Source organism: Paenibacillus wuxiensis, assembly GCF_040195695.1.
Classification (GTDB): Bacteria; Bacillota; Bacilli; order Paenibacillales; family Paenibacillaceae; genus Paenibacillus_B; species Paenibacillus_B suaedae.
Genome location: NZ_JBEFZI010000005.1, coordinates 515,298 through 528,283, shown reverse-complemented (window position 1 = coordinate 528,283; position 12,986 = coordinate 515,298). Strand labels below are relative to the sequence as shown.

General features: G+C 49.5%; 13 protein-coding genes. 5 read left to right on the top strand and 8 right to left on the bottom strand.

Going from position 1 to position 12,986, the window contains the following annotated elements; genetic code table 11:
* Positions 1 to 272 precede the first annotated feature (272 nt).
* Together ABN764_RS13935 and ABN764_RS13930 are read right to left on the bottom strand one after the other, a co-directional pair.
* The gene (locus tag ABN764_RS13935) at positions 273 to 1,625 is read right to left on the bottom strand and encodes an FtsW/RodA/SpoVE family cell cycle protein (protein ID WP_446672223.1); all 1,353 of its coding nucleotides are present in this window, start codon (positions 1,623 to 1,625) and stop codon (positions 273 to 275) included.
* A gap of 2 nt (positions 1,626 to 1,627) precedes the next feature.
* Positions 1,628 to 1,960: a PadR family transcriptional regulator gene (locus ABN764_RS13930; RefSeq protein ID WP_021252232.1), complete on the bottom strand. Its 333-nt coding sequence runs from the start codon at positions 1,958 to 1,960 to the stop codon at positions 1,628 to 1,630.
* Positions 1,961 to 2,212: 252 nt separating this feature from the next.
* On the opposite strand from ABN764_RS13930, the gene ABN764_RS13925 reads away from it, so the two are divergent.
* The 3 genes from ABN764_RS13925 to ABN764_RS13915 all read left to right on the top strand — a co-directional run bounded on the left by ABN764_RS13925 (position 2,213) and on the right by ABN764_RS13915 (position 4,937).
* Positions 2,213 to 2,989, top strand: a complete 777-nt coding sequence (locus tag ABN764_RS13925) for an ABC transporter permease (protein WP_446672222.1) — start codon at positions 2,213 to 2,215, stop codon at positions 2,987 to 2,989.
* On the top strand, positions 2,986 to 3,777 hold the full coding sequence (locus ABN764_RS13920) for an ABC transporter permease (protein WP_446672221.1): 792 nt from the start codon (positions 2,986 to 2,988) through the stop codon (positions 3,775 to 3,777). The genes ABN764_RS13925 and ABN764_RS13920 overlap by 4 nt, the downstream gene beginning before the upstream one ends.
* 182 nt (positions 3,778 to 3,959) lie before the next feature.
* Complete coding sequence (locus ABN764_RS13915) at positions 3,960 to 4,937, top strand: ABC transporter ATP-binding protein (protein ID WP_446672220.1); 978 nt, start codon at positions 3,960 to 3,962, stop codon at positions 4,935 to 4,937.
* 201 nt (positions 4,938 to 5,138) lie between these two features.
* Here ABN764_RS13915 and bcp read toward each other — a convergent pair whose 3' ends face one another.
* From bcp to ABN764_RS13895, 4 genes are all read right to left on the bottom strand, one after another.
* A complete protein-coding gene (bcp, locus tag ABN764_RS13910; protein WP_072730525.1) occupies positions 5,139 to 5,618 on the bottom strand; it encodes a thioredoxin-dependent thiol peroxidase in 480 nt (159 codons plus the stop codon).
* Between the two features lie 172 nt (positions 5,619 to 5,790).
* The gene (locus ABN764_RS13905) at positions 5,791 to 6,576 is read right to left on the bottom strand and encodes an ABC transporter permease (protein ID WP_021252237.1); all 786 of its coding nucleotides are present in this window, start codon (positions 6,574 to 6,576) and stop codon (positions 5,791 to 5,793) included.
* Between the two features lie 5 nt (positions 6,577 to 6,581).
* Positions 6,582 to 7,376, bottom strand: coding sequence for an ABC transporter permease (locus tag ABN764_RS13900; protein ID WP_174809572.1), 795 nt, complete (start codon positions 7,374 to 7,376; stop codon positions 6,582 to 6,584).
* Positions 7,369 to 8,520: an ABC transporter ATP-binding protein gene (locus ABN764_RS13895; protein ID WP_174809571.1), complete on the bottom strand. Its 1,152-nt coding sequence runs from the start codon at positions 8,518 to 8,520 to the stop codon at positions 7,369 to 7,371. The genes ABN764_RS13900 and ABN764_RS13895 overlap by 8 nt, the downstream gene beginning before the upstream one ends.
* Positions 8,521 to 8,701: 181 nt before the next feature.
* Here ABN764_RS13895 and ABN764_RS13890 point away from each other — a divergent pair, with 181 nt between their 5' ends.
* Together ABN764_RS13890 and ABN764_RS13885 are read left to right on the top strand one after the other, a co-directional pair.
* A complete protein-coding gene (locus ABN764_RS13890; protein WP_446672219.1) occupies positions 8,702 to 9,736 on the top strand; it encodes an LCP family protein in 1,035 nt (344 codons plus the stop codon).
* A gap of 15 nt (positions 9,737 to 9,751) precedes the next feature.
* Positions 9,752 to 11,068, top strand: a complete 1,317-nt coding sequence (locus tag ABN764_RS13885; protein WP_138189154.1) for a glutamate-1-semialdehyde 2,1-aminomutase — start codon at positions 9,752 to 9,754, stop codon at positions 11,066 to 11,068.
* 104 nt (positions 11,069 to 11,172) lie between these two features.
* Here ABN764_RS13885 and ABN764_RS13880 read toward each other — a convergent pair whose 3' ends face one another.
* Complete coding sequence (locus ABN764_RS13880; protein WP_446672218.1) at positions 11,173 to 11,988, bottom strand: molecular chaperone DnaJ; 816 nt, start codon at positions 11,986 to 11,988, stop codon at positions 11,173 to 11,175.
* A 45-nt stretch (positions 11,989 to 12,033) separates the two neighbouring features.
* A complete protein-coding gene (locus ABN764_RS13875) occupies positions 12,034 to 12,732 on the bottom strand; it encodes a helix-turn-helix transcriptional regulator (RefSeq protein WP_315746406.1) in 699 nt (232 codons plus the stop codon).
* Between the last annotated feature and the right edge of the window lie 254 nt (positions 12,733 to 12,986).

Here is a 12,986-nt window from a genome sequence, read left to right as displayed (position 1 = left end):
ATCGTGGACTTGTCCTTGTTTCTATTACCCTATTGCTAGATTATATGGCGGAAATAAAAAAAGATGACACCGAATGGGTGCCACCTTCATTTCATTGCGGCTACTCCTTGATCATACGATTTCATCCATTGAATAACAACATTTTCCTATTCGAAAAAAAGGCGACATCGATTGGATGTCACCTTTTCCTCGTTGCTGCTACTACGAGCATATGTAAGTCTTCAACTCAAACTCTCTTAAACGCAATAATCCACTTACTCTCACAACTCAGATCATCGATTTAGAACAGGTACCATGTCTTTCTTCCAATGTGCACTGGAATACAATCCCAGCATCAGCATCCACAGTATAATCTCGCTCCCGCCTGCTCCGAGCAAAGGAAGTCCCCCACCATTAATGGGAATGATCCCAATAATCCCCCCGATATACAACAAGCTCTGAACCCCCATCATTCCGCTCACCCACATACCAATTCCTCTTGCAAACGGATCACGGAATAGCAGTGCTGAATTGTACATCGTAACGATGATAACACCAAGGCAGATTATCAATACAAGACCTCCTGCCCATCCAAACATATGCACCATGGTCACAGTCAAATTTTCGCTATAGGCGTAAGGAAGGAGTCTGCTAATATCTTCAACTCCGTTCCCGAACCATCCTGCTTCGCGAAATAACTGCTGTGCTATTTTTTGCGTGTAAGCCCCGTCCCCATTACCCCAGAAGCCTTCAAACCAATTTCCAAATCTGAGATTAACCATCAAGCCCGGATTCTCTATGAACCAATAGCAGAGTCCACCTGTCATGAGCGTCATACCAGCCACAGTCGCTATATTCTTCCTCTTCACTCCTACCAGCTTGAGCACGATTATTCCTCCGACAAGATAAGTGGACACTTGAAGCAGATTCCCATTTACAAGAAATACAATGATCGGCAGTATAAAAAGAACCATTTTCTGGAGAATAGAGCGATACGGACTCTCCGGTTTTCTGTTCCACATCGAATACAAAGATAAGAGGTATAGATACGGACTCATATAAATGATATCGATAGGAATGCCATCAAGGATAGGAATTCCCTTAAGTCCAAATTGAGGGTACCCATTTATGATGTACACGGGAAAAAACACAGTATACACATTTAAACACAACGTAATGCCATATATCCATGCTGCTTCTTGTTGCAATTTCAGATAACCTATCCAAAATGCAAACAAAAAAGCCACCACCCCCGGTACTAGACGCCATGCATAGCCCTCGGCAGATAAGCGATAAATATCTTGAGGATTCCCAGCTTGCACGGCGAACAATCCAAGTACACAAATGGAAATCCACACCAATACGGAAATCCATAGCTTCCAAGGCGCCTTAGGACGATGCACCTGATTGAACTGCGCCGCCACAACCGAAGGCTCTCCCATATTGCGAACCGCCTGCTGCGCAGCCGATGATTCATCCATGCCTTGATCCATCCCATACTCGATCTCGTTCAATAGATGATCCTGCAGTTCTGCCCGAATTTCGTTGTGCATTTGCTTGGCCTTCACGTGAGCTAGAACCTCACCCACAAATTTTTCAAGGATCGAGTCATGCTGCGTGACTCTTGATTCCTGATCACTTCGCATCCTTATACCTCCCCCAGCACCTGATCGAGCGAACGACGGAATAAGCGCCATTCTTGCGTCTTCTCTTGCAGAAGCTTGCGCCCCTGATCCGTAATTCGGTAGTATTTGCGGGCTCTGCCGTTTGCCTCATTCCAATAAGCTTCCACCTCGCCTTTACTTTCGAGTGCATGAAGAATTGGATACAGCGTCCCTTCCTTCAGAGCGAACAATCCCGAAGACGCGGCTTCCAATCGCTTGGACAACTCGTAGCCATACATTTCTTCCTTCTCCAGCATGGACAAGATAAGCATAGCCGTACTGCCTTTTAATAGTTCCTTGCTAACCTTAGGCTGCATGATATCGATTATCCCTCCCACATCTATGTAATACCTAGATATACTATATATCGTAAATCTAGGTATTGGCAAGTATAGGAACAAGGACAGAAATATGAGTATTAACTTTCAGCCGTTCCGTGCTGCATCCAAAATAATACTTGCCAGCTCAACAACGTATCTGGTACTATATTCCTCGCTCTCTTTTTATTCATTTCACCTAGCATCACTAGTATGGCACGCCGCAATACGAGAAGATGACGGAGGTGGAGAATGCTCTTTTTTACTTTGGCTCGCAAAAAGTATCTCAGTAATTTGCAATACCGCAGTGCCCATATGGTGCACAACATCGCCAGCTTCATGTTCGGGTTTATCTACATTTCGATCTGGACAGGGATTGGCGAAGGAAGGCCGCTTGGCGAGTATGGCTTGAATGGCATCGTAAGCTACGTCGCTTTCAATCAAGCCAGCTTGTGGGTTGCTGCCTTTCTAACGAATGGACTTGGCATCCAGCAGTCCGTCCGAACCGGACAGATCGCCCTTGATCTCGTTCGTCCCGTTCACTTGTTCTATCAGCTGATGAGCAAGGAATGGGGGCAAATTGCCTACCAGTTCGTGTACAAGTTTTTACCGATCTACATTTTATATTTCTTCGTAATGCCGCTTCACGTCCCCTCTACGATTATCACTTACGTGTGGACCGCTGTAGCTTTGACGCTGGCCGCGTACATTTCAATATGCCTGAACTATCTGATCGGAGCCGCTGCGCTCTGGACGACAGAATCAGTCTGGCTGTACTGGGTCAATTATGCGTTCAGCATGCTGCTGTCGGGCTTTCTCATTCCAATCGAATGGCTGCCATCTTGGCTTGCCGACATTAGCCGTGCCTCATTCTATCCGTTCTTGCATTATGTCCCAACTCGAATCTATCTCGGCATGGAATCCCCGTCCACGCTGTTAGGTTCGCTGATGTGGTGCATCGTATTCACCGCCGCATGTCTCGCCGTTACCGGGATTATGCGACGCAAGGTGGAGGTGCAGGGCGGATGAAGTGGATTCGTATGTATGTGCTGCTCGTTCGCGCAAGTATTCGCAGCCGCATGCAGTACAAGTTTAATTTCTGGTTCTCTACGCTAATGGCGGCCGTTATCAGTGTCGTCGAATTTCTTATGCTTGCAGTCATTTTGCTGAAGTTCGGCCATATTCAAGGCTGGAGCTTGGCGGAGGCTGGATATTTGTATGCCATCCTATCCTTGTCCAAGGCAATATACCGAATGATTGCTTCGGACGTGCACCATTTGGAGAACTATCTGGTTAACGGAGCTCTTGATAGTCTGCTCCTGCGCCCTGTCCCTGTACTGCTGGCACTGATGTCACAGAATTTCTCCATTAGGCTCGGAGAGTTCATCCAAGGAACCGCGATATTGACTATCAGCATGAATGTTATGATGCGCAGCGGACAGATTGGATGGACTGCCATACCGCTCACAATATTTGTCATCTTATCGGGTGCCGTCCTGCTGTTTGCCATTGGATTGTTAACCGCATCGGCCGGCTTCTGGGTAACCCGTATCGAGGAATTGCAGAACATTACGGAGGATGCTGCTCGTACGGCAGCGCAATACCCAATGACCATTTATCCGAAATGGATGCAAGGAGTGCTGCTTAGCATCATTCCCGTCGGGTTCGCGAACTATATTCCTTCGCTCTACATCTTGCGTCATCAATCCGGCATATGGCTAATTGGTCTGTCCACCGCGATTACGGCCGTCGTGTTCCTGATTGCCCTGCGCGTGTGGAAGATTGGGATTTCCCGTTATCAGAGCACAGGAAGCTAAGCTGATGTCCATATTGAGCTCAATGCAGAGCCCGATATGGAACTCGAATATGTAGTTCGGTATGAAGTTCGATCAGCAGCTTGATATGAAACTAGGTATAGAGCCGACTGTAATAACTGCACAATTAACCTGAAAAAGTAACAGGCAACACACGTAACGAACGGAATTAAAGGGGGATACTCGTGATTACCGTAACCGATTTACATAAACGTTTCGTCCGGCCCGCCCCGAAGGAAGGTGCCTTCAAGGGCATACGCTCCCTGATCTCTCGCGACAAGATTGTGAAGGAAGCTGTTCAGGGCATCAGCTTCACGATCAATAGCGGTGAATTTGTCGGATATATCGGGCCGAATGGCGCAGGCAAGTCTACGACAATTAAGATGCTGTCCGGTATTCTGCATCCGACATCTGGCGACGTGCGGATATTTGGACTAAGTCCTTATAAGGCGCGTCGGCAGGTAACCCGCCGGCTTGGTGTCCTCTTCGGACAGCGCACTCAACTATGGTGGGATCTCCCAACGCGAGATTCCTATGATATTCTGTCCGCTATGTATGGGCTCGATCCTGCAGAGAAGCAGAAGCGCATCAAGCAGCTGACCGAACTGCTGGAGATGGACGAATTCATGAATACGCCCGTCCGTCAGCTCTCGCTCGGGCAGCGAATGCGCGCCGATATTGCGGCCGCGCTGCTGCATGATCCGGACATTCTGTTCCTCGATGAGCCAACGATTGGCCTTGACGTCATCGCCAAGCGGAATATTCGCCAGTTCCTGAAGACGATTAATCAGGAGCTTGGCAAGACGATCCTACTGACAACGCATGACATGGACGATATCGAGCAGCTATGCAATCGCGTTATCGTCATTAATCATGGCAAGCTCGGCTTCGACGGCACAATCGACGACCTGCGCAAGCGCATCGGCTTGCCGACTGTCATCTCGGTTACCTATCGAAGCAGCTGCCAAATCCCTGACCAATTTAAAAATGTCCCCAGCCCGCTTCGCTTCCGTGAGTTGAACGGCCAGACCTTAACCGTGGAATGCAATCGCGATGAATTGAGCGCCATGGAAGCACTCCGCATCTTGGGGCAATTCGGTGAAGTGGAAGACGTCCATATGGAAGAACCGGATTTCGAGGATGTTATCCACCGTGTGTACTAGGGCAGCTCACGATTCAAAAAAGGGCAGCCCCAGCAGTCAATGTTGAATTTGGTGCACCGTATTACTTTGAACTTGCATGAAAAAAGACGCTTCCGTTCCACTAACCCAGTGGTTTTGGAGGCGTCTTTTCCTTCCTTGCGGGTCTGATTCATTGGTGTCTCCCCTGATAAGGACAGCCCGTTCTATATAGATGAAGCGACGTTATACGAGCTCGCGTACCGCTTCCAGCACTTCATTCGTATGTCCCTTCACCTTGACGCTCCGCCACTCCTTGATGAGCTTGCCTTCTTCATCAATGAGGAAGGTCGAGCGAACAATGCCGTAATATTCGCGGCCGTACATCTTCTTAAGCTGCCATACTCCGAACAGATCCGCTACTTCATGCTCCGTGTCAGACAGCAGCGTGAATGGCAGGCTGTGCTTCTCAATAAATTTGGTATGCGACTTGATCGGATCTGGGCTAATGCCAAGCACGACAACGCCATGTTTCTCAAAGTCTCCATGATAATCACGGAAATCACATGACTCCTGTGTGCAGCCTGGCGTCATATCCTTCGGATAGAAATAAATCACGACTTTCTTGCCCCGGTAGTCACTCAGCTTCACGTCCTGTCCGGTAGATGCCGGCAGCGTAAAGTCAGGGATAACTTGTCCAAGTTCAACTTGCGTGGATTGTGTCATTCGTATGAGGCTCCTTCCCAGCAGCCAAGACTGCCGTTCTATTGCATTAAGCTTATCATCCCCAACTCTTTTTTTCAAAAACGACGAGGCTTAGATTCTAATTCTCTCCCCATTGTATAAAAAAATCACCTTCCAAACCCATTGCTGACTTGGAAGGCGACAACCTATTCAATTAAGATCCCGCCCCGCGGTATCGCTTAACACCGATATTCCACAGCGTTAACCCAAGGGCGAAGAAGATAACTCCCACAACCGGTGTCAGGAGCGCCATCTGCTGCAATCCTTTGCCCTCCATGAAGTAAGAGGCAGGTATGATGCCCACGAATGCGAACGGCAGAATCCATGTGAGCAGCACTTGAATGAACCGATTGTAGATCGTTAGCGGATAACGACCGTAGCTCTGAATGTTCCACACGAGCGGCAGAATGCCTGTCGGCGCATCCGAATAGAATGAGATCGATGTTAGTGCAGAATAAATGCCGAAGTACAGCATCACCGATCCGATCAGCATCACGAACAGCATGAGCAGCTCCATGATGCCGAAGTCGAGACCAAGCCTGTTCCAGCAAATGCCCATCATGATTGCACCAACGATAGATCCGATAATGGAGGGGGGATCTACATTTTCAAGGAGAATCTGAAATAGATTATGCGCTGGACGCGTCAATATCCGGTCCATTTCCCCTTTTACGATATATCGCTCACTGAACCCCCACAGATTGAAGAAGCAGCTGAATATGCCATATGGAATCATGAAATAGCCATAGACGAACACCATCTCATCACGCGTCCAGCCAGCCAATGTTGGCGTATGCATGAAGACGATGAAGATGAAGATTAAATTCGTGACCTGAAAAAGTAGATCCGATGCGATCTCTATCCAGAAGTCTGCACGATAGGTAAGTCGTGTTTTAATATAGTTTTTCAAATACTCACTGACAAGTCCGAAGTAATACATCGTGATCAACCTCCCTGCACGAACAAGCGTCTGCGCGCGGAACGCCACAGCAGCACAATTGGAATAACAAGCACTACCGCCCACAGCAATTGGATGCCGAGCGCCGCCCACACTTGATCGCCCGCCACTCTGCCTGTAAATACAGAGCTCGGCAAATACGTGATCGCTTGGAATGGCAGCCATTCATTCAACGCGAGCAGCCAGCCTGGGAAGAAGCTGATCGGTACAATAACACCAGAGAACAAATCGACGACAACCCGCTTCATACGAATCATGCCCTCATTATTTTCGATGAAAAAGGCCGTCAATCCTGTCAGCATATTCAACTGCGAATTGATCAGGAAGCTCATGAACAGCATGACGCCGAATACCGCCCACTGCTTCGGATCTTGCGGAAGCTTCACCGGGAAAAGAACACATGCGATAACCATACCCGGCCCCATGAAGAGCAGCAGCCGGAACAAGCCTTCGCCGAACGCCTGCATCAGCTTGACGAATAGGTAATTGTAAGGCCGAATAAATTGGATCGCTACGCTGCCATCTCGAATTTCCGTGGCAATATCACGATCCATGTTGTTGAAGTAAAAGGCGCGCGCCATCCAAGATACCGCGATGTAGGTCGTCATCTGATCAGCCGTAAAGCCTGCAAGTGTTCCTTGTCCGCCGTAGATCGCTTGCCAGGTGAAATAATACACGCCAATGTTGAGCGTATAGATGAGAATGCCGGAATAGTAATTAACACGGTAAGCCAGCATCAACAGGAAGCGAATGCGGATAAATTCAAGATATGCGCTAGCCATGAGTCACCGCTTCCTTCTCTTCCTTCTCCTTGTCGTTCTCTTCCTTGCGATTGGAATCGCCCGTATTCACATCTGTATCTGATGAAGATGACTCCACTTCCATCTTCGACTGTACGGCCAAGAGAGGGCTCAGCCCTTCCGGCTTCTCCGCCGTGCCCGCCTTGTAAATCTCACGAACGATATCGTCGGTATTTGTCTCAATAATGCTCAAATCCGATATCGACGCACCGCCTACTACTCGCCCTATGACATCCGATACATTCGTGGCAAAAGGCACAAGAACTCCCGCTTCATAAGGAGATTCAACTGTCCATTCCACATCAAGGCCGGACGTAAGCGCCTCTACATCACCTGCTCGCATAGGCTTCGCAAATTGGAAACGGACCTCTCGTCCCTTGCCCCACGTCGACTTGAGCGTGTCCAATCCGCCGTCATAAATAATGCGTCCATCATCGAGCATAATGACACGCGTACATAGAGCTTCGATATCCTGCAAATCGTGAGTAGTCAGCAAAATCGTTGTTCCATGCTCTGCATTCAGCTGCTTCAGGAACTCGCGAATTTCCGTCTTCACGACAATGTCGAGTCCAATCGTTGGTTCATCCAGAAATAGCACAGAAGGACGGTGCAGCAGGGATGCCACCAATTCACAGCGCATGCGCTGTCCGAGACTCAGCTTCCGTACCGGGCGGTTCAACAGCTCCTGCAAGGCAAGACGCTCAACCAGTTCATCCAGCCGCTGCTTGAAATCATGTTCAGAAACGCGATACACTTTGCGCAGCAGTCGGAAGGATTCAATAACGCCGATATCCCACCACAGCTGGCTGCGCTGCCCGAAGACAACGCCGATGCCCTGCACGAACTTCTCTCTTTCCTTATGCGGGATAAATCCGTTCACACGAATATCACCGGAGGTTGGCACAAGAATGCCAGTCAGCATCTTGATTGTCGTCGACTTGCCTGCACCATTCTCCCCAATATATCCGCATATTTCCCCTTGTGGGATCGTGAAGGAGATATCCTTCACTGCCATTACTTCGTTATATTCCCGCTTGAATAAATCAAGGAGCGCTCCCTTCAGTCCATCGCGATTTTTCTGTACCTGGAACGTTTTGCGCAAATCCCGCACGTCAATAGCGTTCATATATATTTCTGTCACCCTTTCCCTGGTCACCGACCCGTTACGCGGGTACAAGTCATTCAATTGATTCGATTCTGTAAAAATTCTATAATTGATTAGACAAGATGCGGAGCATTTGCCCATAACCTTTACTATAGCACGTAGGTCGACTTGAAAGAATGCTGAATGCACCGGATTCGACATCATGACTCTCGCCGCTTTGCCGCCGGATGCGGAAAGGACGATCCATATGTTGAAAAAGTATTGGAAGCATGCCCTTATTTCTGTTTGTGTATTCCTTCTGGCTAGTGCCGGATATTATATGTGGTCTATGTACAGCAGCTTGGACAGTCTGCAGAAGCCGCCCGAAGCCTCTCGCTTCACCCCCGTCGTACATCGCGTGCCCGAGAAGGTCGACATAGAGCCTCCCAAATGGCAGGGAGAAGAGAGAGTCAACATATTACTGCTGGGCGGAGACTCTCGCGGACTGGAGGCTAACGAAGTCCCACGGTCAGATTCTATTCTGCTCGCCTCCTTCGATCCGAAGACGAAGCGCGCCAACTTGTTCTCCCTCTTGCGGGATACATACGTTGACATCCCTGGCTTCGGCAAGGATCGTCTCAATGCGGCGCTCGCCTATGGCGGACCGGAGCTGGCTATGAAGACAGCAAGCGACTTGACAGGACTGGACATTCAATATTATGTGTATACAGACTTCGTCGGATTTATCAAGTTGATTGACGCGCTGGGCGGCGTGGAATTTGAAGTGGAGAAGGATATGAAATATACGAGCAAGGCAGATAAGCATCAATACGATATTGATTTAAAAAAAGGAAAGCAGCTGCTAAATGGCGAAACGGCGCTTATGTACGCCCGCTTCCGCTATGATGCGATGTCCGATTATGCTCGCACCCAGCGGCAGCGCAATCTGCTCGGGGCATTAGCCAACAAGCTCAAATCAACCTGGAACCTGCTGCAGCTCCCCTCTCTTATCAGGGAAGTGTCGCCCTATGTCGAGACAAACTTATCAGCCGATGACATCGTGAAGCTGGCCGCGCTTGGCTACGACAGCTCGATTGGGCAGAGTCATCAGCTCCCGCCGATGGACAATGTCACTGATGCACGAGTGAACAACGCTGCCGTGCTCCGGGTCATTGACGACGATAAGCTGAAGCAATACATTCAAAAAGCTTTGGAAGTGAATGTCACGCAATCCGTATCTGAAACTAATTCACAATAAAGGGGATTCATCTACATGACTACGAATCGCAACCGTTCTGCACAACTGTACGAAGAAGCGCTTCAACATATCGTCGGTGGGGTCAACAGCCCTTCCCGCTCATTCAAAGCGGTCGGCGGCGGTGCCCCCGTCTTCATGGAACGCGCACAAGGCGCTTACTTCTGGGACGTAGACGGCAACCGCTATGTTGACTACTTGGCTGCTTATGGCCCTATCATTACAGGTCATGCCCACCCCCATGTTACGAAGGCAATCGTTCGCGCTGCGCAGAACGGTACCTTGTACGGAACGCCGACCGAGCTGGAAATCAAGCTGGCTCGCATGTTGAAGGAAGCTGTTCCGTCTATGGATAAAGTACGCTTCGTCAACTCGGGTACCGAAGCTGTCATGACGACAATTCGCGTAGCCCGCGCTTATACGAAGCGCACGAAGGTTATCAAATTCGCCGGATGCTACCATGGTCATTCGGATCTCGTGCTCGTTGCAGCTGGTTCTGGCCCTTCTACGCTTGGTATTCCGGACAGCGCAGGGATTCCATCCAGCATTGCTAACGAAGTAATCACCGTTCCATTCAACGATCTGGACAGCTTGAAGGAAGCACTGGAGCATTGGGGAGACGATGTGGCAGCCGTGATGGTTGAGCCAATCGTCGGCAACTTCGGCATGGTTATGCCTGCGGAAGGCTTCCTTGAAGGCTTGTGCAAGCTCGCTCGCGAATACGGTGCGCTCGTTATCTATGATGAGGTCATTAGCGCATTCCGATTCCATTATGGTTCGGCGCAGACTTACCGCGCCTTCCCTGACTATGCAGCAATTGAGCCAGACTTGACAGCGATGGGCAAAATCATTGGCGGCGGCCTGCCGATCGGCGCCTATGGCGGACGCAAGCATATCATGGAACAAGTTGCTCCGCTCGGCCCTGCATACCAAGCAGGCACAATGGCAGGCAACCCTGCTTCAATCTCAGCCGGCATTGCGTGCTTGGAGGTTCTGCAAGCAGAGGGCGTATACGAGCAAATGGAGGAGCTGGCAATCCGCTTGACGAACGGCATTCAAGAAGGCGCTGACCGTTATGGCGTGCCGCTTACGATCAACCGCATTCGCGGCTCCTTCTCGACGCACTTCTGCGATCATCCAGTCACGAATTATGCAGAAGCACAAGAGACGGATACCGAAGCGTTCGGCGCATTCTTCCGTCATATGCTCGATCAAGGCATCTGTCTTGCGCCTTCGAAGTACGAAGCATGGTTCCTGACTACCGAGCATACCGCGGAAGACATCGAGCGTACGATTGAAGCTGCGCATGAAGCGTTCCGCCGCATGAGAGGCTAGTTGTACGAAGAGACGAGTAGCTGACCCTATTTTCTAAAATAGAAACGTTATATACAGTACAGCGCCCCTCCCTATGTGATAAGCACAGGGCGGGGCGTTTATATTTACCATCTTGCAGTTGGACTTTCACGGCGAATCCGGCTCGCTTGATACGCATCGTACGCTTCCTTTACCCATGTAAACAAATACGCGCTTCCACCGTGATCAGGGTGCAGCACCCGCAGCAGCTTGCGGGACTGCTTCCTCACTTGCTTCGCATCCGCTTCTTCAGGGACACCAATTATCGTATGAAAGGTCAAATCCTTACCGGCAGAGGGTGCGTTCACCGATGAACGCGAGCTGTCTCCATAAGTGCGGTTGTATGTATTCCTCTCGCGAGATGCCTCTTCCTCCCATGCGGCCAGCTCCCGCTGCCATGATGAAAGCACATGCTCCAGCTCATTTTCATCTGTAGGAAGCATGCCCTGCCAGAAGTCGTACTCCATTTGCCTCATTCGCTGTTCAAGCTGGTCCATAACATCATTCCGAGCAATTAGTACAGCCTTCACACGCTCCGCTTTGCGAAAGAGCTGAAGAATTTGCCGGGTCGCCCATTCCGGTATCTCGGTGGCAAAGGCATGCAGCACCTTAGACATTTCCTGATCACGAACATGAAAGTCCTGAAGGAACTCCATTAGCCATTCCTGTTGGATTACACTCAGGCTGGAGCCGATCTGAACGGCAAACTGAAGCTTAATGCCGCCGTTCTTCAGCTTAGCAGACCAAGACTCTGTCAACTGCTCTAATGCATTCACGATGGAAATCAAATAAGGATCAGTAACTTCAATAGCTTCATTACTTTCATTATTTTCATTACATTCGATCCCGACTGATGTCTCAGCCCCGACATCCTTTTGATCAACCTTCCGCTTCATCATCATTCTCCTTTCCCCAGCAAGCTGCAACCACGCTAAATCCATTCATGCTCAGATGCCTGTATCCTTACATTCCGGTTCAGACAATTCACACAGTTCCCCTGGATCCGGCTCAGCGATACGGAACATACATCTCGTGCCACCTTCCACAATACTTTCTGTCCGGTCAACATCCGCTTGAAGCACCGCGGCAAACATCGACTGCTCGCATCTGCAAGGAGAACCGAATTGAACCGCAACTTGGGAGATCGGGCAGTTGGCCTCTTCCAGCCAATAGCTGCCATCCTCACATCTTCCCCATCTAACCATGTAGCCTTCCTTGTCCTGCAATGCTGCTAATGCACAGATTCTCTCCTCTAAGCTTGCTTGATTCAATAACGGAGCATATCGCTTCTCCAACTTCTGCCTGCGATAATGGAATAGCTGCTCCACCGTATCTTCACCGGATCGCTCCTGCAATTGCTCAAGAATATCGATGATCAGCGCATCATATGCACTGACGAACAACATGCTTGCCTTGTCAGCCAGACTATACTCATAGGTAGGTCTTCCTAGCTGCTGACGAATCAGATGAGCATGTACATACCCGCCCTTTTGCAGCGCATATAAATGCCTGCGAACGGCTATAGCCGTCAGTTGAAGATGTCCCGCGATAGCTGGCACCCCGACTGTTCCTTGCTGCTTCAAAAACAATAAAATATTCCGACGGGCTGGATGATTAATCATATTGGCTTGCTGCGTAATCGTCATCGTCCAGCCTCCCTAACTCGAAGGTGCTGCTGGTCTATCATTTTCCTTTGTCCCAATTCCACCATCTCCTTATCCTTCGGTCTGGAACAGCGGTTGGAGTTCCTATGGATGCACGTATAGTATAGAAAACATTTTGCCTTGGATCAACTTTGTTTCCGTAAACAATTATACCGTCTCCTTTAACGCCCTCTTTTTTCGACATACGAAAAAAGCCAGCGGAACAAATCCGCTGGCTTTCTGCCTTGCCATCATGC